17 protein-coding genes, 1 pseudogene and 1 riboswitch are annotated in these 19,667 nt (G+C 31.8%); of the genes and pseudogenes, 9 read left to right on the top strand and 9 right to left on the bottom strand.

The genetic code is table 11. From position 1 onward, the window contains the following. Nucleotides 1-9: 9 nt before the first annotated feature. From dapB to KA883_RS00735, 7 genes and pseudogenes are all read right to left on the bottom strand, one after another. Complete coding sequence (dapB, locus tag KA883_RS00765; protein ID WP_046208295.1) at nt 10-732, bottom strand: 4-hydroxy-tetrahydrodipicolinate reductase; 723 nt, start codon at nt 730-732, stop codon at nt 10-12. After that, nucleotides 729-1,616 (bottom strand): 4-hydroxy-tetrahydrodipicolinate synthase, encoded by an 888-nt coding sequence (dapA, locus tag KA883_RS00760; RefSeq protein ID WP_046208296.1) that lies wholly within the window; start codon nt 1,614-1,616, stop codon nt 729-731. The genes dapB and dapA overlap by 4 nt, the downstream gene beginning before the upstream one ends. A 1-nt stretch (nt 1,617) precedes the next feature. Next, nucleotides 1,618-2,607: an aspartate-semialdehyde dehydrogenase gene (locus tag KA883_RS00755; protein WP_046208297.1), complete on the bottom strand. Its 990-nt coding sequence runs from the start codon at nt 2,605-2,607 to the stop codon at nt 1,618-1,620. Between the two features lie 60 nt (nt 2,608-2,667). Next, nucleotides 2,668-2,874: an ACT domain-containing protein gene (locus tag KA883_RS00750; protein ID WP_481906482.1), complete on the bottom strand. Its 207-nt coding sequence runs from the start codon at nt 2,872-2,874 to the stop codon at nt 2,668-2,670. A 123-nt stretch (nt 2,875-2,997) separates the two neighbouring features. Next, nucleotides 2,998-4,026 (bottom strand): annotated as a pseudogene (locus KA883_RS00745) (aspartate kinase); the annotation flags it as partial. An 81-nt stretch (nt 4,027-4,107) separates the two neighbouring features. Then, nucleotides 4,108-4,286: riboswitch (Lysine riboswitch) on the bottom strand. A gap of 185 nt (nt 4,287-4,471) precedes the next feature. Continuing rightward, nucleotides 4,472-5,302, bottom strand: coding sequence for an aldo/keto reductase (locus KA883_RS00740; protein WP_046208299.1), 831 nt, complete (start codon nt 5,300-5,302; stop codon nt 4,472-4,474). 266 nt (nt 5,303-5,568) lie between these two features. Continuing rightward, nucleotides 5,569-7,173, bottom strand: a complete 1,605-nt coding sequence (locus KA883_RS00735; RefSeq protein WP_046208300.1) for an ABC-F family ATP-binding cassette domain-containing protein — start codon at nt 7,171-7,173, stop codon at nt 5,569-5,571. A gap of 143 nt (nt 7,174-7,316) precedes the next feature. Here KA883_RS00735 and cvfB point away from each other — a divergent pair, with 143 nt between their 5' ends. The 6 genes from cvfB (at nt 7,317) to phoU (ending at nt 13,167) form a co-directional block, all read left to right on the top strand. Further along, nucleotides 7,317-8,216 (top strand): RNA-binding virulence regulatory protein CvfB, encoded by a 900-nt coding sequence (gene cvfB / locus KA883_RS00730; RefSeq protein ID WP_046208301.1) that lies wholly within the window; start codon nt 7,317-7,319, stop codon nt 8,214-8,216. A 327-nt stretch (nt 8,217-8,543) separates the two neighbouring features. Next, on the top strand, nt 8,544-9,503 hold the full coding sequence (locus KA883_RS00725; RefSeq protein ID WP_046208302.1) for a PstS family phosphate ABC transporter substrate-binding protein: 960 nt from the start codon (nt 8,544-8,546) through the stop codon (nt 9,501-9,503). Between the two features lie 199 nt (nt 9,504-9,702). Further along, on the top strand, nt 9,703-10,632 hold the full coding sequence (gene pstC, locus KA883_RS00720) for a phosphate ABC transporter permease subunit PstC (RefSeq protein ID WP_046208303.1): 930 nt from the start codon (nt 9,703-9,705) through the stop codon (nt 10,630-10,632). Between the two features lies 1 nt (nt 10,633). Beyond that, nucleotides 10,634-11,545, top strand: coding sequence for a phosphate ABC transporter permease PstA (pstA, locus tag KA883_RS00715; RefSeq protein WP_019468772.1), 912 nt, complete (start codon nt 10,634-10,636; stop codon nt 11,543-11,545). A gap of 92 nt (nt 11,546-11,637) precedes the next feature. Next, nucleotides 11,638-12,519, top strand: coding sequence for a phosphate ABC transporter ATP-binding protein PstB (gene pstB, locus KA883_RS00710; RefSeq protein ID WP_046208304.1), 882 nt, complete (start codon nt 11,638-11,640; stop codon nt 12,517-12,519). A gap of 3 nt (nt 12,520-12,522) precedes the next feature. After that, nucleotides 12,523-13,167: a phosphate signaling complex protein PhoU gene (gene phoU / locus KA883_RS00705; protein ID WP_046208305.1), complete on the top strand. Its 645-nt coding sequence runs from the start codon at nt 12,523-12,525 to the stop codon at nt 13,165-13,167. Between the two features lie 111 nt (nt 13,168-13,278). On the opposite strand, the gene pepF is transcribed toward phoU, so the two are convergent. Then, nucleotides 13,279-15,093, bottom strand: a complete 1,815-nt coding sequence (gene pepF, locus KA883_RS00700) for an oligoendopeptidase F (protein ID WP_046208306.1) — start codon at nt 15,091-15,093, stop codon at nt 13,279-13,281. 264 nt (nt 15,094-15,357) lie between these two features. Between pepF and KA883_RS00695 the strand changes: the two genes are divergently transcribed. Both KA883_RS00695 and KA883_RS00690 read left to right on the top strand, forming a co-directional pair. Further along, the gene (locus tag KA883_RS00695) at nt 15,358-15,708 is read left to right on the top strand and encodes a hypothetical protein (RefSeq protein WP_070038133.1); all 351 of its coding nucleotides are present in this window, start codon (nt 15,358-15,360) and stop codon (nt 15,706-15,708) included. Nucleotides 15,709-15,889: 181 nt separating this feature from the next. Then, nucleotides 15,890-16,645, top strand: coding sequence for a MerR family transcriptional regulator (locus KA883_RS00690; protein ID WP_210139816.1), 756 nt, complete (start codon nt 15,890-15,892; stop codon nt 16,643-16,645). A gap of 933 nt (nt 16,646-17,578) precedes the next feature. Here KA883_RS00690 and KA883_RS00685 read toward each other — a convergent pair. Next, on the bottom strand, nt 17,579-18,775 hold the full coding sequence (locus KA883_RS00685) for an SAM-dependent methyltransferase (protein ID WP_046208309.1): 1,197 nt from the start codon (nt 18,773-18,775) through the stop codon (nt 17,579-17,581). Nucleotides 18,776-18,972: 197 nt separating this feature from the next. On the opposite strand from KA883_RS00685, the gene KA883_RS00680 reads away from it, so the two are divergent. Further along, a complete protein-coding gene (locus KA883_RS00680) occupies nt 18,973-19,494 on the top strand; it encodes a DUF308 domain-containing protein (RefSeq protein WP_046208310.1) in 522 nt (173 codons plus the stop codon). Nucleotides 19,495-19,667 lie beyond the last annotated feature (173 nt).

Below are 19,667 nucleotides of genomic sequence, written 5' to 3'. Positions count from 1 at the left end.
CCTTAAAAGTTATAAATTATCAAATGTATAAAAATCATTTGATTTATTAATTAATTTTTCTGCTGCACCAATCGCTCCATTGGCAAAAATATCTTTTGATTGAGCACGATGGGTGATTTCTATTGTTTCATCAGTACCTGCAAATAACACATCATGTTCACCAACAATCGTACCACCACGAATTGAATGGATACCAATTTCATCTTGTGTACGTTTTTCATCTAACTCATGTCTGTCGTATACTGGCGTTGTTTTTTCACGTAATGACTCAATGACATCATAAAGCTTTACTAATGTACCACTAGGTGCGTCCACTTTTTTATTATGATGTGCTTCAGTTAGTTCAATGTCAAAATCTTGAAGTAGGGGAACCGCAGCTTCCAAAATTTTAGTTAAAGCATGAACTCCATAACTCATATTTGCACTGAAAAATACTGGCATTTTACTACTTAATTCTTTTAATTTTGCAATAATTTTTTCTTTTTCTCCAGTTGTTGCGATAACTAATGGCAAATTAAATTCATCATCTAATAGAGGCAACAATAACTCTGGATTTGAAAAATCAATTGCAACATCGGCATCTTTAACGTCTGAAATACGTTGGAACGTTGGATAAGGGTATGATTTAGATGAATTAGGTACAATCACACCTTCAATTTGATGTCCTTTTGCTTCAGCTAATCTTGCTACACGTTGATTCATGGCACCATAGCCTATTAAAACAATGTTCATGTATTGTCACCTGCTTTAAATTGTTCATATGCTTCTTCTAACGTTTGACGTTCTGCATCTTGCAGTTTCACTAGTGGAAGGCGTACTTCATAATTACCAAACCCTTCAACGGCTGTTAATGCTTTGATAGGAATAGGGTTAACATCAACAGCTAATGCATCTAATAGCGTTTGTATAGGTTGAAATTGTGAATTGATATCTTTTCCACTTTGTTTTGCATCGAATAATGACTGGAATGCATTAGGAATTACATTTGCAGCGACAGAAATGACACCGTTACCACCTTTTTCAAAATAATCTACCACATTATCATCATTACCGCTATACAAAGCAAAATGATTTAAATCTAAACGTTTTTTCAATTCATCCATATATTCAAAATCATTAGTAGCATCTTTTATCGCTACAATATATTCATTATCACTTAATGTTTCAACCGTTTCTGGATTAATAGTCATATTCGTACGTGAAGGTACATTATACAAAATGACAGGTAATTTTACTGCATTAGCTATGGTTGTAAAGTGTTCAATCAATCCACGTTGATTTGTTTTATTGTAGTAAGGCGTGATTAACATAATACCATCTGCGCCAATTTCTCTCGCACGTACTGAAGCTTGAATAGATTTTTGAGTATTATTCGTACCTGTGCCAGCAATCACTGGTACTTTGCCATCTACATAATTAACAACCGTCTCTAATACTTGATCTTTTTCTTCATCAGTTAATGTAGGGTTTTCGGCTGTTGTACCATTAACCACGATACATTTCGCATTATTTTCTAATAAATATTTTACATGTCTTCTAAGGGCATTTAAATCAACTTCGTTGTGTGTGAAAGGTGTTGTCAAAGCAACGCCTACACCTTCAAAAATATGTCCCATTTTATCTTACTCCTTTCAAACTCATTACTTGTTCTAAAACTTGTACTGCATTTAAAGCTGCACCTTTTAGTAAGTTATCTGAAGTACACCAAACATGGAAAGTATTATCTAACGAATCATCTCGACGAATTCTACCAACAAATATTTCATCCTTACCAGTTGCATTTATCGCTAGTGGATATTCATTTTGTTCTGGATTATCAATCAGTACGACACGTCCGTCATTGTCAAAAAGCTGCTGAATTGCTTGTACTGAACTTTCGCTTTCAAGCGTAACGCTCATATGCACACTGTGACTATCTTGAACAGGCACACGCACACAAGTTGCTGTTACTTTCAAATCTTCATCTTTTAAAATTTTTCTTGTCTCATCAATCATTTTTTGCTCTTCTTTTGTATACCCATTTTCTAAAAAACTATCGATATGTGGTAAAACATTATTATAAATAGGATGTGGATATGCTTCAGGTGCTTTACCATTCGCACCTTCAGATAAATCTTGTCTGCCTTTTACACCAGACCCTGAAACAGCTTGATATGTTGTATAAGCTACACGTTCTAATCCAAATGCTTCTTGCAATACTTTTAAAGGTACAACCGATTGAATAGTAGAGCAATTTGGATTAGCGATGATTTTTCTTTTTAATACAGGTTCATTCACTTCAGGTACAATTAAATCAATGTCATCTGCCATTCTCCATTGACTAGAATTATCAATAACAATGGCACCAGCTTGTTCAAAAATAGGGGAGAAATGGGCGCTGGTACTTCCACCGGCACTCATTAAAACATAGTCATAATGTTCACTTGCAGCTTCTTCAGTTAATTCTTTAACCGTATATGTTTTGCCTTGAAATTCAATTTTTTCTCCTGCTGAACGTGCTGAAGAAAACAATACTAATTCATCAAATGATATGTTTTTACGATCTACTGTTTCTAACATTTTTCTTCCAACTAAACCAGTTGCGCCTGCTATTGCTAATTTTGTCATATATTATACACTCCATTTTCATTTTAATAAGTTTGCTAAAATTAATTATATTTAGAAAATTCAGATATCAAAAGTTTGATACAAGGCATGAACTGCGCGTTCACCATTTTCAGAATCTATTACACATGAAATACTTATTTCGGATGTGGTGGTTTGATAAAATGCAATATCATTTTCAATCAATGTTATAAATGCTTTTGAAGCAACACCAGACATATCTCTCATACCAGAACCAATTAATGAAAGTTTAACGTATCCCTCATTTATCTTGAAGTCTAACTAACTCATTTATCTTGAAGTCTAACTCATTTATCTTGAAGTCTAACTAACTCATTTATCTTGAAGTCTAACTCATTTATCTTGAAGTCTAACTAACTAACTAACTAACTCATTTATCTTGAAGTCTAACTCATTTATCTTGAAGTCTAAAGCATTAAACCTTTCTTTTAAGTCATCTAAGATGTTTGTTATTTGAACAGCATCTGTATCTTTTATCGTGAAAGACATTTGTAACCCTTCCAAATTAACGATTTGAGAAATCATATCGACATTGACTGATCCTTCTTCTAAATGGTTGAATAAATCTGTCAGTAATCTATTATCCGGTAGGGGATAACTAATTGTAACATGTTGCATATGTTTATCTAATGCAACACCAGTAACTGCTTTTTTTTCTAATAATTCTGCCTGTGACATAATCCATGTTCCTTTCACATTTGATAAAGTTCTTCCTAAATACAAGGGGATGTTATAATTTTTCGCTAATTCAACGCTTCTCGTTTCAAGTACGCCTGCACCTAAAGCGCTCATTTCCATCATTTCTTCATACGAAACATACGACAGACGTTTCGCATCTTTGTAAACCCGTGGGTCAGTCGCATATACACCATCTACATCAGTGTATATCTCACAAGTCGTTTGGTTACTTGCTGCTAAAGCTACAGCAGTGGTATCTGAGCCACCACGACCTAAGGTAGTTACTTCTAATTCATCATTTACCCCTTGAAATCCTGCTACCACTAGTACATCGTTACTTTCAAAAGCTTGTTCAAATGTACTTGGGTCGATTTCAGCAATTTTACTTTTTAAATGATGACCAACCGTTTTGATTCCTGCTTGATATCCAGTCATCGCTTTTGCATTTATACCGATGTCATTTAATACCATCGATAAATAGGAAACGGTCTGTTGTTCACCAGTTGTTAATAACAGGGCCAATTCTTGATCTTTTGGTGTCGTAGTAAGTGTTGAAACATTAGCCATCAGCTCATCTGTTGTTTTACCCATTGCACTTACAACAACGATAAGTTGCTCACCTTCATCAACTCTTGTTTTTAACATGCCTGCTATATTTTTAATTTTAGTAAAATCACTTACTGAAGAACCTCCAAATTTCAAAACACTTCTTTCCAATTCCATATCCTCCTCATTTGATAGGGGAGAATCACAGTGATATAAAAAAGAACAAGTCCGGAATGCGAACCTGTTCTATAATTTATATACAAGTGATGCACTCCATTATTTTAAAATAATGACAGACTCTTAGCTCTTAACCATAAAGTCCAACTTGTTATAAGCTGCTATTATAACTGTTTCGGCATCTCACCCTTTCAAAATTAGCTGCTAGCAGACAGGTTCTTCTAAAATTTACTAATGATTGATGCGCCTCATCAAAACTTATTTAATTTTTGTTTATGAATCATATTATACATATGCTTATATGTACTGTAAACCGCTTTTACAAAGTTTTTTAAATTTACTGAAAAATTAAACGTTTTTATAAACGTTTTGCTAATTAAGTGTAATTTATATACTTTTAAAAAGAACTAAAATATTAAACTTTTAAAATTTATGAGCTTTCTCTTTAAAATTCTTCATATATGGCTGGATCTTGGTCTTTACGTCTACCATCTACACGTGTTAATGCGTTGATTTTCTCAATGTCATTATTATCAAGGGAAAAGTCAAAAATATCAATATTTTGTAATTGTCTTGATACTGTTGTAGATTTCGGAATAGGTACAACACCATTTTGAACATGCCATTTTAATATAACTTGAGGAATAGTTTTATTATGTTTTGTGGCAATTTCCACAAGGTTTTCATCATTGATAACACTAGAAGCACGACCTAATGGACTCCAAGCTTGAGTAATAATTCCTTTAGAAGTATTGTACTGAACCAATGCTTCTTGATTGAAGTATGGATGTAACTCAATTTGGTTCACAACTGGCAAAACGCCAGTTTCTTGTTGTAGTGTATCGATATGTTCTGGTAAAAAGTTACATACACCAATTGATTTTATTAAGCCAGCTTTTTGTGCTGCAATCATTGCTCGCCAAGCTTCAACATACTTTCCTTGTTTGGGATTAGGCCAGTGAATTAAATATAAATCAAGATAATCTACACCTAGACGATAAATTGATTCCTGAATTGCAGTCAGTGCATCGTCGTAAGTTTGATAACGACCAGGTAATTTTGAAGTAATCATAATTTGTTCGCGTGAAACTCCACTCATCTCGATTGCTTTACCTACAGTACCTTCATTCTCATAATTATAGGCAGTATCTAACAAACGATAACCTTGTTCTAAGGCATTCACAATCGTATGTGTGCCATGCGCGCCATTTAACTTATATGTACCAAAACCAATTTGAGGAATTACTTGTCCATCTAACATATTTAACTGTTTCATTTGCATACCTCCATAACGAAATATGTATTTGATTATATTATGCTTAACCATTTATGCCTAATATTTAGACTCGTAGGGAGGAAGTTACTATAAACAAAAAAGCTAAGATATGTTAATATCTCAGCTTTTAACGTATGATTTCAATCATTGATAATATTTTGCATTTATTTTTAATAACGCGATTTACAATCTGAATTTTTGAAATATACAATACGTATCATCAATTCAATATGATACTTTATATATCGCTTTGTATTTTTAAAGGGTTATTTACTTAATACACCAGTTTCTTGTAAATAAGCTTCATAAGATATTTCTTTTGATAAACCACCAGTAGGGTTTAAGTCAATTACTCGGTTTGCAATTGTATTGATAAATTCAAAGTCATAAGATGTGAAAATCATAGAACCTTTGAAATTTTTCAAACCATCGTTTACTGCAGTAATACTTTCTAAGTCTAAGTGGTTTGTTGGTTCATCTAGCAATAGAACATTCGCGCTAGATAACATCATTTTACTTAACATACAGCGTACTTTCTCTCCACCAGATAAAACACTAGCTTTTTTCTTAACTTCTTCGCCACTAAATAACATACGACCTAAGAAACCTCTTAAGAATGTTTCAGTTTGTTCATCTTCAGGTGCATATTGACGTAACCAATCAACTAAATTCATATCTACACCTTCAAAGTAGTCAGAGTTATCTTTAGGGAAGTAACTGCGGGAAGTTGTGACACCCCATTTTACTGATCCTTCGTCTGGATCCATTTCACCTGCAAGTATTTTAAGTAAAGTAGTTTTCGCAATTTCACTATCTCCAATTAAAACCGCTTTATCATTAGGGTTCATTGTGAATGAAATGTTGTCTAACACTTTATTACCATCAATCGTTTTTGATACATTTTCCACAAATAGCAAGTCATTACCAATTTCACGTTCTGGCGTGAATTTTACGTACGGATAACGGCGTGAAGAAGGTTGAATATCGTCTAATTCAATTTTTTCTAGTTGTTTTTTACGACTTGTTGCTTGTTTAGATTTAGATGCATTTGCAGAGAAACGAGCAACGAAATCTTGCAATTCTTTAATTTTTTCTTCTTTTTTCTTATTTTGCTCTTGTGCCATTTTCATTGCTAATTGACTTGATTGATACCAGAAATCATAGTTACCAACATAAACTTTTATTTTTCCATAATCTAAGTCTGCAATATGTGTACATACATTATTTAAAAAGTGTCGGTCATGTGATACCACAATTACTGTATTTTCAAAGTTAATTAAGAAATCTTCTAACCAGCTTATCGCAGGTATATCTAAACCGTTGGTCGGTTCATCAAGTAGGAGTACATCGGGCTTGCCGAATAAACTTTGAGCTAATAATACTTTTACTTTTTGATTATTTTCTAATTCAGCCATTTTTTTATCTTGTAAATCAGCAGATATACCCAATCCAGATAATAAAGAACCTGCATCTGCTTCGGCATTCCAACCGTCCATTTCAGCAAATTCGCCTTCTAATTCTGCAGCCCTGATTCCATCTTCATCACTGAAATCTGGTTTCATATAAATCTCATCTTTTTCTTTCATTACTTCATATAAACGTTCATGACCTTTAATCACAACATCTATCACACGTTCATCTTCATAAGCAAAGTGATCCTGTTTTAAGATTGCTAAACGTTCGTCTTTTCCCATAGATACATGACCTGATTGTGCATCCAACTCACCAGATAAAATCTTTAAAAATGTTGATTTTCCAGCACCGTTGGCTCCAATCAAACCATAACAATTTCCTTCTGTAAATTTAATATTTACATCCTCGAATAATTTACGATCACCAAACCGTAAACTTACATCAGTAACTTGTAACATGCATTTGCTCCTTTACGTTAATCTACCGGACAAATTATAACACACTTAAGAAGGAGTTTCGACCATTCACAATGAGGTGATGCTTGTTTCTTTATAGCATGTTATAATAGTTAAGAATAAATTTAAGTACGAAGGAGAACAGTATGGCCCAAGAAGAGAAAAATATTGTAGGTTCCATTGAATTTCTTGAAGTCGTTGGATTAGAAGGATCTACTTACAAGTTACAAGGACCAAACGGAGAAGAAGTTAAACTCAATCAATCAGAAGTTAATGAAGAAGACGAGTTAACGATAGGCGAGGAATATAGTTTCTTCATTTATCCTAATAGATCAGGTGCATTGTTTGCGACACAAAACATGCCAGACATTACTACTAGCAAATATGATTTTGTGAAAGTATTAAAAACCGACCGAGATGGTGCACATGTCGATGTAGGTCTTCCAAGAGAAGTTTTAATTCCATGGATAGATTTACCAAAAGTCAAAGATGTATGGCCGACACAAGGTGATGAATTATTAGTTACTTTGCGTATTGATAGTGAGAATAATATGTATGCTCGACTAGCAACTGAAACAATTGTTGATTCAATGTACACGCCAGTACACGATGATACATTACAAAATAAAGTTATTGAAGCAAGACCATACAGAGTTTTAAGAGTCGGAAGCTTTATGCTATCCAAAGATGGCCATAAAATATTCGTACATGAATCTGAACGTAAATCTGAACCTCGTTTAGGTGAAAAACTAGAAGTTCGTATCATCGGACATAATGAAAAAGGGGAGCTTAACGGTTCATTTTTACCATTTGCACATGAAAGACTTGACGAAGATGGTCAACATATTTTTAATTTACTCGTAGAATATGATGGTGAGCTTCCATTTTGGGATAAATCAAGTCCTGAAGCGATTAAAGAAGTATTCAATATGAGTAAGGGTGCATTTAAGCGCGCAATTGGCCATTTATATAAAAACAAAATTATAACTATTGAAACTGGTAAAATTGCATTAACTAATAAAGGTTGGAGTAGAGTCGAAGATTAGTTTCTACTATATAAAATAGTGTTTAGATACTTATAAATTTATCCTGTACTACATAAATCGTTGTGTAGTACAGGATTTTTTTGTTTTTATATTACAAAACAAACGTGTTTTGTAATATTTATATTTTTACAAATACCGTCATATCAACATTTCAAAAATCATAGCATACATAGAATCTCTTATTGTGAATTTTGTAAATGAGGTCAATAAATACTTAACAAAAGATTTACATTATCTATATTTGTATTTAATAAAAGGTGTGTAGTATAGGAACTGTAAGAAATACATATAACTTTTGGGTTATTCACTTATTAGGAGGATGTTTCAATGAAAAAATGGCAATTATTTGGTACTACTGTAATCGGCGCTTCACTTTTATTAGGAGCTTGTGGCGGTGGAAATAGCGATTCTGGTAAAGGAAGTGGAGAAGTTAAAGGTGATGGTTCATCTACTGTAGGTCCAATCATTGAAAAATTAAATGAAAAATTCGCAAAAGATAATTCAGATGTAACTGTATCTAATGGTACAGCTGGAACTGGTGGCGGTTTTGAGAAATTCATTTCAGGCAGCACTGATTTCTCAAATGCATCTAGACCTATAAAAGACGAAGAAAAGAAAAAATTAGATGATAAAGGTATTAAATATGATGAGTTTAAAGTTGCTCAAGATGGTGTGACAATTACTGTAAATAAAGATAACGACTTTGTAGATGAACTTACTAAAGAACAATTAAATGAAATCTACTCAGGCAAAGCAAAAACATGGAAAGACGTTAATTCAAAATGGCCAGACAAAGAAATCAAAGCATTTTCTCCTGACCAATCTCACGGTACTTACGATTTCTTCTCTGAAGAAATTATGGACAAAAAAGATATTAAAGCAGAGAAAAATGCTGATACAAATACAATTGTTCAGTCAGTAGAGAAAAATAAAGATAGTGTCGGCTATTTTGGTTATAACTTCTATAAACAAAATAAAGACAAGCTAAAAGAAGTTAAAATCAAAGATGAAAATGGTCAATTAACTGAACCAACTAAGAAAACAATTCAAGATGGTTCTTACGCATTAAGTAGACCACTTTATATCTACACTAACGAGAAAAAATTAAAAGATAATGAAGGATTCCAAGACTTCATGAAATTTGTCATGAAGGATAAAGGAAAATCAGCTGAAGACGCAGGATTTGTTGCCTTACCTGAAAAAGATTACACTGAACAACAAAGCAAATTAAAAGACATCATTGGTAAAGATAGCGACAAAAAAGACAGCAAAAAAGAAGATAAATAAACATAATAGCAATTTTAAAGTTGGGATTCAGGAAGTAGATAGACAAATAGCATGATTAAGTTATCTATCTACTTCCAAGTTCAATTTATCTAGCGTTTAACAATATAGTGAAAATCGCTATGTTGCTCAACACTAGATGATGAACAATCCCGACTTTTATTTTAAATATTGGGAGTCTATAAGAAAGAAGGGTATTTACATGGCTAATCAGAATACTTCTGTTAGTGAAATGATTGCTAAAAACAATGCTAAGAAAAAAGGTATTAGCGATAAAATTGTACCGATCATTCTGGGAATCATTGCAATTTGCTCAATTTTAGCAACAGTAGGGATAATCGTTACATTATTAACAGAGACCATTACATTTTTTACACGTGTTCCAATTACTGAGTTTTTATTCTCCAAAGATTGGAATCCATTCTCATCAACACCACAATATGGCATTTGGGCATTGATCTTAGGTACGCTTAAAATAACAGTTATTGCAACAATTGTTGCTGTTCCTTTAGGATTAGGCGCTGCTTTATATTTAAGTGAATATGCTTCTACAAGAGTGAGAAAAATAATAAAACCGATTTTAGAAATATTATCTGGGATACCAACAATTGTTTTCGGCTTTTTCGCTTTAACATTTGTTACCCCTGTACTCCGTGCAATATTTCCTGAATTAGGTAGTTTCAATTCAATTAGTCCAGGTATTGTCGTAGGCGTTATGATTATTCCACTAATTTCGAGCATGAGTGAAGACGCGATGTCATCTGTGCCAAATAAAATGCGTGAAGGTGCACTTGGTTTAGGCGCAACAAAATTTGAAGTTGCCACAAAAGTGATATTACCAGCTGCTACTTCAGGTATTATGGCATCTATCGTATTAGCTGTCTCACGTGCAATCGGGGAAACGATGATTGTATCACTTGCAGCAGGTAGTACTCCAAGTTCTTCATTAGATTTAACCGGATCTATCCAAACGATGACTGGATATATTGTACAAGTTGCAACAGGAGATGCGACATTTGGCTCTGATATCTATTACAGTATCTATGCTGTTGGTTTCACACTATTCTTATTCACACTTGTGATGAATTTAATTTCACAATGGATTACGAAACGCTTTAGAGAGGAGTATTAAAATGGCAGAGACAAATACTAAAGCGCTTGTTAATCAACAAAAAGTTGAGAAAAAACTTTCCAGTAGGTTAGCAACAAATAAATTCAATAAATGGGCATTTTTCACATGTACTTTAGTAGCCTTACTTTTTTTAGCTGCTTTAATTATAGATACACTCATTAAAGGTGCAGGGCATTTAACACCGTCGTTCTTCACCAATTTCTCATCTTCTACGCCTTCAATGGCCGGTGTGAAAGGCGGTTTAATCGGTACAATTTGGTTAATGATTACTATTATTCCAATTTCAATTATATTGGGTGTAGGTACAGCAATTTATTTAGAAGAATATGCTAAAGATAATGCATTAACAAGTTTTATTAAAGTTAGTATTTCAAACTTAGCTGGTGTACCTTCAGTCGTTTTTGGTTTACTTGGTCTCACTATTTTTGTAAGAGGTATGGGTATAGAAGCGCTTGCTTTAAGTAACTCTGTACTTGCTGCGGCTTTAACTATGTCGTTACTTATCTTACCAGTCATTATCGTTGCAAGCCAAGAAGCCATCAGATCGGTACCAAGCTCTGTTAGAGAAGCTTCATATGGCTTAGGTGGAAACAAATGGCAAACGATTCGTCGCGTTGTATTACCAGCAGCGATTCCTGGTATATTAACAGGCTTCATTCTAGCATTATCTCGTGCATTAGGTGAAACTGCACCACTCATACTCATTGGTATACCAACCGTATTATTAAGTTTACCTTCAAGTGTATTCGACCAATTCCAAGCGTTGCCAATGTCGATTTACAATTGGGCAAAACTACCACAAGATGAATTCCAAAATGTTGCGTCGGCCGGTATCATTGTCTTGCTAGTGATTTTACTGCTAATGAACGCAATCGCAATATTCTTAAGAAACAAATACAGTAAAAAATATTAATGTTATTTCAAAATCAAATTTAATTAAGCGGTTATTTTGGGGAAAATTATAACTTTATAGTTTATAACATAATCGCAAAAGGAGTTTTAATTATGACTAAAGATACAATTAAAGAAGAAAAATCAAAAATCGCAGAACATACAAATCAAGATTCTGCACCAATTGCATCGATTGATAGAGAAACAAATAAAAATGACAATAAAATTCCTGATAGTGAGAAAAAAATAGTCTATTCTACAAAAAATTTAGATTTATGGTATGGCGATAATCATGCTTTAAAAAACATCAATCTAGATATTTTAGAAAATAATGTCACTGCAATCATAGGACCATCAGGTTGTGGTAAATCTACTTATATTAAAACATTAAATAGAATGGTAGAACTTGTGCCATCTGTTAAAACAGCAGGTAAAATCATTTACCGTGATCAGAATATTTTTGATGAAAAATATTCTGTTGAAAAATTAAGAACAAATGTCGGAATGGTTTTCCAACAACCGAACCCATTCCCAAAATCTATATATGATAACATCACTTACGGACCTAAAATACATGGTATTAAAAATAAAAAGATTCTTGACGAAATTGTCGAAAAATCTTTACGTGGCGCTGCAATATGGGATGAGTTAAAAGACCGCTTAGATACAAATGCATATAGCTTATCAGGTGGTCAACAACAACGTGTTTGTATCGCACGTACATTAGCAATTGAACCAGATGTTATTTTAATGGATGAACCAACATCTGCGTTGGATCCAATTTCAACATTGAAAGTAGAAGAACTCGTACAAGAGTTAAAAGAAAAATATTCAATTATTATTGTTACACATAATATGCAACAAGCTGCGCGTGTTTCTGATAAAACAGCATTTTTCCTTAACGGCTATGTAAATGAATACGACGACACTGATAAAATCTTCTCTAATCCTTCAGACAAACAAACAGAAGATTATATCTCTGGTCGCTTCGGTTAATATATGGTTATTAGAGAAAAATATGAAGGCCAATTAGACGAATTAATGAAAGATTTACGTCGACTTGGCCTTCACGTATATTATAATATTGAATATGCATTAAGATCGTTAAGTGAAGAGGATAGAAATTATGCGCGCCAAACGATTGCGAACGATAAGGATATTAATGCCTTAGAAACAGAAATAAATGAAAAAGTGATTATGTTAATCACCAAACAACAGCCTATTGCTACTGATTTAAGATTAATGATGGCTGCACTAAAAATCGCTTCTGATTTCGAAAGAATAGGTGATAATGCCGCAAATATTGCTGAAATTAGATTACGCGCTAAAATCACCGATGAATATGTGCTTACAAGATTGAATACTATGGGTAAACTCGCATTATTAATGTTAAAAGATTTAGATGATGCAGTAAAAAGAGATGATGTCACTTTAATTAAGGAAATTATCGAACGTGACGAAGATATAGATGATTTATATAAAAATATCGTTAACACAACTTATTTAATAGATAACGACCCTTTTGTTGCAGGACAAGCACATCTAGCAGCTAGACATTTAGAACGTATTGGTGACCACATTAGCAATGTTGCAGAAAGCATTTTTTACTTTGTTACAGGTGAACGTTACGAATCATATGATTAAATACAAATAGCACGATGTCGAATATTAGCTACATCCAGTTGGAAATCCGGATTTGCTTATTTTATCGGCATCGTGCTTTATATTTAAGATAAATTTTTGTTTATATTATAGTTATTGATCTTCAGCCTCGATTTCATCTGTAAGTTGTTCTAACTCATCTACCAAGTTACCTATATATGCAATTGTCGCTTTTAGTGGTTGATCCGTGCTAATATCAATACCAGCTAATTGAGCTAATTCGGCAGGTGATTGGCTACCTCCTGCTTTCAATGTAGTTAACCAATCATTCACAGCAGGTTGTCCCTCTTGCTGAATACGTTGTGACATTACCGTACCAATTGTTAAACCAGCAGAATACGTATACGAATATAATCCCATATAATAATGTGGTTGTCTCATCCATGTAAGTTCTGCACCTTTTGTGAATTTAACACTTTCTCCAAAAAATTGAGAATAAACATCCAACATAATTCGATTCAATAACGGTGCAGTCAATGATTCACCATCATCAACTTTTTTATATACCTCGCGTTGATACGCTGCTTCTAGTAAGTGCGTTACCATATTGTGATAATAAGTTCTAGAAACGATAGAACCAATTACCCAGCGCTTAAATTGAGCATCACTACTGTTTTTAAATAAATAATTTGCCATTAGCATTTCATTCATTGTCGATGGTGCTTCTACAAAATACATGGAGGGTTCTGATTCTAAATAATTTTGATGACTTTGTGCTAAGGTAAAATGGCCAGCATGACCTAATTCATGTGCTAAAACAAAGGTTTCAGTCATTTTTCCAGTCCAAGAAATAAATATATATGAATGTGTAGCATATGGACTTGCACAATACGCACCAGTATCTTTACCTTTATTTTGAGCAAAATCTATCCATCTATCTTGATAGGCCGTTTCAACCATATTTAAATAATCTTTACCTAAAACATTTAATGCACCATAAATATACTTTTTAGAATCATCAATAGAGATATCGGGTTCGTAATTAGGATCTATAGATATTTTTAAATCTTCAAAATGCATGACTTCTAAGCCATGAACACGTTTAATCAATTTTGCATATTTTTGCATAATAGGTGCTAAATCACTCATAATAACATCAATTTGGCGATCAAACATATCTCGATTAATTTCTTGATCTTGTAGTAGGTAATCTATTACAGAATCATAACCGCGTAGATCTGCTTCAATTTTTTCTTGTTGTACTTGCATATTATATGTCGCAGCAGTTGTATGTTGATACTTATTTAATGCATCGCTAAACTTTTTGAAACTAATTCTTCTAAATGCTTCTTCTGGATGATCTTCATATTCATTTTCAAAAGTAGCATAATCTAAAGAGTATGTTTTGCCTTTATATTCAAATGGATCAAACTCTATATCTAACATCTTAGTGATACCATATAATTCAAAAGGGCGTTCAAACACTGATGATAAACTTGCTAATGTTTTTTCAACTTCAGGACTAAGTTGATAAGTTTTGCGTGCCTTTAATTTTTCCAAAAAATGTGGGTATTTAGATGTTGAGATAAAACGCTTGAATGTTTCATCTGAAAGTGCCAATATTTCGGACTCAACAAATGATAATTCACTGGCAATTTTCCCATAAGTATTTGAAAATTTAGCACTTAATGTTTGTGCTTGTTCATTTGTTGTATCTACACTTAATCTCAACTCTGCATAGTTTGCCATTTTATCTAATTCTATCAGTATATCAGAGTATATAGCCAATGCCTTTTCAATCATAGTAGGATTATCCAATTGATGAACATAGTTTTCATTAAATGTTTTAGCAGTAGCTGTTGTATTTTCTAAATTTTGATAAAATGCTTCATCGGAAGAAAACAGAGCTGAAATGTCCCAAGTTATTTCTTCAGAAACTTCATTTCTAAGTGGTAAAGTATCCGCCATTTAATCACTCCTAGTCATGTATAATAAATTCAATTTTAATTATACATGAAATCAACTAGTAAGATACAATTGTGCGTTTATATGCTAAATTCGCATCAGAAAACAAACTTTCTAATTGAACAAAATAAATGTTCATTGACGTGATTGAAGCAATATTTTAATATATTATTATACGACTCAAGATGGATATGATATATAATTTCGTTTAGTATAATAATATTGTTATAATGACAAATATGTCGATTTTTATAAGGAGCGCTATAAATGACTATTTTTGATTTACCCAATTTTTTATGGATTACAGTGGTAGCTGTTATAATAGTTACATTATTCTGTACACTTGTTTTAAATAAATGGTTTACATCAGCTATTTTAACATTTGTAATTTTAGCTATTGCTGCATTCTTAATACCTAATTTCGAAAATATTACTTACGAGCCATTATTAGGTTTTGCTGCATTTATGGCGGTACTAAGTTTAATCATGAGCTTTTTAATTTGGTATTTCACACGTGACTTTAGACGTAAACGTCGAGAAAAAAAGGCGCTTAAAGAAATGCGAAAACGTGGTATCTCACCTGAAGACGAAGCACATGAGTTTAAAAGAAGAAAATAATTATTTAAATATAACATAGAAAATTAATCCCATAATAATTGCGTCAACTAATATGGTTAAAAGTCCCAGACATATTTTGTCTCAGGGACTTTTTTTATACTGCTATAAATTATGTAAAAAGTTATTATTGACCCTAACGTTCCGTTAAAGATTATAGTTATTATATAAGGAGGTAAATTAAATGCAAATGACAGTTAAACAGATTGCAGATTTAGTAGGTATCAGTGTGCGTACGTTACATTATTATGATGAAATTCATTTATTAAATCCTACCAAACTGTCTAAATCAGGGTATCGGCTATATTCAGAAGCAGACTTAGATAAACTACAACAAATATTATTTTTTAGAGAGCTAGATTTTCCTCTTAAAAAAATTAAATCAATCATTGCTAGCCCATCCTTTGATAGACAAGAAGCCTTAAAAATGCACAAACAATTGCTTATAGATCGAAAAAATCGAACCGATCAAATGATTCAAACAATCGATCAAACGTTACGCTATATGAGGGGAGAAATAACTATGACAAATGAAGAAAAATTCAAGGGTTTTAATTTTGATAATTTACCCAAAAGCTATGATGAAGAAGCACGTAAAAAGTGGGGCGATTCTACCGTTACGAAAGCGAACGAGCATATCAACTCATGGTCAGATAAAGAAAAAGATGTAAAAACTAAAGAAATGAATGATATCTTTTCAACTTTTGCCAATTTAAAAAGTCAATCGCCAGAATCTGTTGAAGTCCAATCAAATGTGCAAAAATGGTATGATTATTTAAATTCAAACATAGATTTTGATTACACACTAGATATCTTTGAACGTTTAGGTCATTTGTATGTCGAAGACGAACGATTCAAAGTAAATATTGATAAATTTGGAACCGGCACCGCTCAATTCATTAAAGACTCAATTGAAGTTTATGTAAAGAACAATCAATAATAATATTGCCTTTATTAAATCAAAAAAATTACGATTTGATAAAGGCATATATTTTATATGACATTATCTGTTAATTACGTTAAATAACTACGTCAAAATCAACAATAATAAATTATAGATTTACAGCAAATATTTAACATACAATCTAACTTACTGGCTATAAAAACACATGGTCGTTTGATATTTACAGTCATGAATACAGTATTAATATAACTCATAATCTAATTTAAACAGAAACTAAAATATAAATTAATGCAAAATAGGTGCCCTATATCAAAATATACATAACTTCCTATAATATATATTATGTAAACTAAAATATTAACTGAAATATGTATGCCGATTTTCGTCTTATTTAAAAGATATTTATCACTTACTTTAATAAAGTTCAAGTATTACTTAATCTAGGTTTGATAAATCATCAAAAACTTTACGTTTAAAATGAATTGAAAACATACATTAACAACAATTTCAATTTAAATATGTCTATGTTAGTCATCATCACTATATGTATTTAGTTTCATTCATTTGCTTTTAATTTTTCAACAGCAATGCTCAATATATAATCTTACTGTAGAGATCTAAATACCGATAACAAATTTATAAACAAATTATTGTTCGCTCATTTGCAACAATGTCTACATTGATACACAAAAACGAAGTTCAACGTTCAAAAATCAACTTCTCAGCGTTTCAAAATGATATAGCTTTATTAAAATAATTACAATTTTTAAAAATATAAGCGAGAATGCTATCAAACATTACTCGCAATAATCTTTAACTGTATGGTTTTTAATTAAACCTATAATATTTATAGTTTACATAACATAAATAAAGTAAACTATAAATGCCAATTACTTTAAGTACTATATAAATATAAATGGTGTTAAAACAGAAAATTAAGTTTCAACACCATTTATCAAAATTTTTGTATTAATTATCACAGTATAAATAATCTCTTGTCATTGGAAGTTCATTATTAACACCTTTTGTGATTAAAAATTGATGCAAATCGGAAACACCACATGTGAAGTTTGCCGCACATGCATTTAAATACAAACGCCACATTCTTATAAATCGCTCATCAAATTGTTCGCGTACTTTATCTATATTTGCTTCAAAATTTTCTGCCCAGTTACGTAAAGTTAAAGTGTAATGCCTTCTTAAGCTTTCTACATCTACAATTTTCAAGTTATTCTGTGACATATTGTCAACTAATGCTCTTATTGAAGGAATTGCACCTCCGGGGAAAATATATTTAGTGAGAAAGTCGTTACCTTCTACTTCAACAAGTCCAGTAATACAATGTAACAATGCCACACCGCCATCGTTCAATAACTTATGTGTATTTTCCATGAATATAGGAATATGATCATGCCCAACATGTTCTAACATGCCTACACTTACAATTCGATCAAAAGTTCTTTTTTCATTAATAAGTTCTCTATAATCCATTAACTTAACATCCACCTGGCCAATCAAACCTTCAGCTTTTATGCGTTCTTTTGTTTTGATATATTGTTCTTCACTTAATGTAATACCTAATGTTTGAACATTATATTGTTTTGCAGCTTCAATAATAAGATGTCCCCATCCAGATCCAATATCCAATAAACTCTGGCCAGACTGTAAATTTAACTTTTTTAATATATGGTTAATCTTGTTAACTTGAGCGGTATATAACGAATCTGCTTTCGTTTTAAAATATGCACATGAATAATTCATCGTTTTATCTAACCATAAGCGATAAAAATCATTGCCTAAGTCATAATGAAATGAAGCATTTTCTTTAGCATTTTTTTTAGTATTTTTATATTTTTTTCGAGAATGCACATGCTTTTGCTTAGGTTTATTTATAAAACTTCTTTGTTGTGAAAAAATGGATTCCATAATATATTCTAAATCCCCATCGACTTCAATATCTTTATCCATATAGCCTTCAGCTAATGCAATCATGGGATTTGTTTTTAGAAGTTTTTTATTTAACGGTTTGTTAAAAATTAAATGGAATTTAGCAACTCCATCGTTATAATTTACCACTGAACCATCCCAAAACGTTACACTAAACGGTTCAGTAGCTAAATTTTTTAGTATCTTTTTATAAATTGATTTTTGAATCGAAATACCCATTAATCAAACACTCCCTAACGTAAAATGAATATTTATTTTAAAACCCTATATCTTATACATTGGACCTAAATATTGATTAAATCAAACAAAACAGATTACTTTGCTATTCGTTTTTGTTAACATAACATTATTATGATTTACCAAAGTGTTGAATTCTTTCATTACGGGTAAATGTTATTAAGATTGGAGTGTAAAACATGCAACAAAAAACGGGAATTAGATGGTCCAGTTTATTAATTGGTGTTTTCTTCTTGATTATAGGTGTTTTTATCATTAGTTTTCCTGAAGAAAATTTATTTGCTATTACTTGGCTAATAGGTATTTTATTCGTTATTAACGGTTTCATTGAAATTTTTGTGAGACGCATTATGAAACAAGCTACGCAAAAGGGTTCAAATTTGCTGATTGTCTTAGGTATTATCAACATCATCATCGGCATGCTTATATTATTTAATGTAGTAACAAGTACGACATTTATTGTTTACTTATTTGCTATATGGTTTATTATTAATGCAGTTTTAAATATGTTTACAATTACACCCGCAGAAGGTTCAAACAAACGATTTCATATGGTATCTATCTTATTAAATATTATAGAAATTATATTGGGTGTAATATTATTATTTAATCCATTGATCGCTGCTGTTATTATCGCTGTATTTATGAGCGCAGTTTTCTTTATTATTGGAATAACTTATCTCATAGACGCCTTACGTTAATTTATTCTTTTAAAAATGCATTTAAAATGTAAATGTATAGTAAGCACATTTTAAAATTATAATAAATTAATAATATATTATAGGAATTTACTATTTCAATTATAGAATAAAATAATATTGCGTTTCTTATGAGTGAGTTATATACTAAAAATGTGGAAACAACCAGAATAGAC

The sequence above is a fragment of the Staphylococcus sp. GDY8P54P genome, from assembly GCF_017892645.1.
GTDB classification, from domain to species: domain Bacteria; phylum Bacillota; class Bacilli; order Staphylococcales; family Staphylococcaceae; genus Staphylococcus; species Staphylococcus ureilyticus.
The sequence above is the reverse complement of the archived record's forward strand: the minus strand, read 5'-3'. Positions and strand labels throughout refer to the sequence as shown.

Coding starts and splice junctions, on each gene's coding strand:
- phoU (WP_046208305.1), top strand. CDS start 12,523: ATGGTTATTAGAGAAAAATATGAAGGCCAATTAGACGAATTAATGAAA.
- pstA (WP_019468772.1), top strand. CDS start 10,634: ATGGCAGAGACAAATACTAAAGCGCTTGTTAATCAACAAAAAGTTGAG.
- KA883_RS00740 (WP_046208299.1), bottom strand. CDS start 5,302: ATGAAACAGTTAAATATGTTAGATGGACAAGTAATTCCTCAAATTGGT.
- cvfB (WP_046208301.1), top strand. CDS start 7,317: ATGGCCCAAGAAGAGAAAAATATTGTAGGTTCCATTGAATTTCTTGAA.
- KA883_RS00725 (WP_046208302.1), top strand. CDS start 8,544: ATGAAAAAATGGCAATTATTTGGTACTACTGTAATCGGCGCTTCACTT.
- pstB (WP_046208304.1), top strand. CDS start 11,638: ATGACTAAAGATACAATTAAAGAAGAAAAATCAAAAATCGCAGAACAT.
- pstC (WP_046208303.1), top strand. CDS start 9,703: ATGGCTAATCAGAATACTTCTGTTAGTGAAATGATTGCTAAAAACAAT.
- KA883_RS00735 (WP_046208300.1), bottom strand. CDS start 7,173: ATGTTACAAGTTACTGATGTAAGTTTACGGTTTGGTGATCGTAAATTA.
- KA883_RS00680 (WP_046208310.1), top strand. CDS start 18,973: ATGCAACAAAAAACGGGAATTAGATGGTCCAGTTTATTAATTGGTGTT.
- KA883_RS00690 (WP_210139816.1), top strand. CDS start 15,890: ATGCAAATGACAGTTAAACAGATTGCAGATTTAGTAGGTATCAGTGTG.
- dapB (WP_046208295.1), bottom strand. CDS start 732: ATGAACATTGTTTTAATAGGCTATGGTGCCATGAATCAACGTGTAGCA.
- pepF (WP_046208306.1), bottom strand. CDS start 15,093: ATGGCGGATACTTTACCACTTAGAAATGAAGTTTCTGAAGAAATAACT.
- KA883_RS00695 (WP_070038133.1), top strand. CDS start 15,358: ATGACTATTTTTGATTTACCCAATTTTTTATGGATTACAGTGGTAGCT.
- dapA (WP_046208296.1), bottom strand. CDS start 1,616: ATGGGACATATTTTTGAAGGTGTAGGCGTTGCTTTGACAACACCTTTC.
- KA883_RS00755 (WP_046208297.1), bottom strand. CDS start 2,607: ATGACAAAATTAGCAATAGCAGGCGCAACTGGTTTAGTTGGAAGAAAA.
- KA883_RS00685 (WP_046208309.1), bottom strand. CDS start 18,775: ATGGGTATTTCGATTCAAAAATCAATTTATAAAAAGATACTAAAAAAT.